This is a genomic window from Enteractinococcus helveticum (assembly GCF_001657475.1).
Lineage (GTDB): Bacteria > Actinomycetota > Actinomycetes > Actinomycetales > Micrococcaceae > Yaniella > Yaniella helvetica.
Genome location: NZ_LXEY01000087.1, coordinates 1 through 1,435 on the forward strand (window position 1 = coordinate 1; position 1,435 = coordinate 1,435).

1 protein-coding gene is annotated in these 1,435 nt (G+C 58.1%); it reads left to right on the forward strand.

Going from position 1 to position 1,435, the window contains the following annotated elements; translation table 11 throughout:
• The first annotated feature begins 121 nt into the window (after window positions 1–121).
• A complete protein-coding gene (locus tag A6F49_RS14670; RefSeq protein ID WP_043055294.1) occupies window positions 122–1,432 on the forward strand; it encodes an ISL3 family transposase in 1,311 nt (436 codons plus the stop codon).
• The last annotated feature ends 3 nt before the right edge of the window (window positions 1,433–1,435 follow it).

The window sequence follows — 1,435 nt, forward strand, 5'->3', positions numbered from 1 at the left end:
GGCTCTTCGGAATTTTGGGTGTAGATCGGTTTGGTGACCGGGGTGTGTTGAAGGCATAAAAAAGTCGAGGTCTTCCGAAGATGGAAGTGCTCAAACAACACATCTAAAGAAAGACCTCGACATGCCCAAGCCTACCTTCTCGCGCCCAGATTTTGACGCCTTTTGCATGCTCCGTAATTTCGGCGTGACGGTCACCGGTCAACATCTCGACCACGACCAGACCACGTTGGAATGTCGCATCGTAGACCGCGACAATTTCTGTCGTCGGTGCGGTGCCCAGGCCCGCGTGCGAGGCAGTGTGGTGCGCAACGTCACCCACGTGCCCATGGGCTGGCGGCCAACCCAGCTGCATTTGCGGTTGCGTCGGTATCGGTGTGATGCGTGTGCTTGTGTGTGGCAACAAGACACCACGTCCGTGGTCGCCCCAGAAGCTAAACTCTCGCATGCGGCCGCGTTGTGGGCGTTGAAATCGGTGGTCATCGACCGGTTATCCATTGCCCGGGTGGCTGCCAATCTTGGCGTGTCCTGGCATACCGCCAATGACGTCGTGTTGGCGACCGGCCGGCGGTTGCTCATTGAGGATCCCAACCGACTCAATGGCGTCAGAGTGTTAGGGGTCGATGAGCATGTGTGGCGTCATACCCGGTGGGGCAACCGATATGTCACTGTGGTGATCGATCTGACCCCGGTGGCTGATGGCACCGGTCCTGCGCGGTTGTTGGATATGGTCCCGGGCCGATCCAAACAAACGTTTATTACCTGGCTCGAGGCCCAAACCAGCGCGTTTCGCGCCGGGGTGGAGATCGTGGCTATGGATGGGTTCACGGGCTATAAAACCGCAGCCGCTGAAACCCTGCCCGAAGCGGTCACGGTGATGGATCCTTTCCACGTGGTCGCCCTGGCTGGCCAAGCCGTTGATAAGGCCCGGCAACGGATTCAACAGGCCACGCTGGGCCATCGGGGGCGCTCCGGTGATCCGCTCTATGGGATCCGCAAAGTCTTGAAAACCGGCAAAGACTACCTCACAGAACGACAACAGACCCGCCTGGACGCTGTGTTTGCCAACCCTGACCATGCCCCGGTGCAAACCACCTATGACATCTACCAACGGATCGTGGCGGCCTACCGTCATCCCGACCGAAAACAAGCCAAAAAGCGGCTCAGGAAACTGATAGATTCCATCAGCAAGGGCGTTCCGAACACGCTCAAAGAACTCCAAACCTTGGGCCGGACCATGAAACGCCGAGCCGCAGATATCCTGGCATACTTCGATCACGTCGGTACCAGCAATGGGCCCACCGAAGCCATCAACGGCAGAATCGAACACCTGCGCGGCACCGCCCTAGGCTTCCGTAACCTCATGCATTACATCACCAGAGCACTGCTCGACACCGGCGGATTCAGACACCAACTACACTCATTTTTACGATGAGCC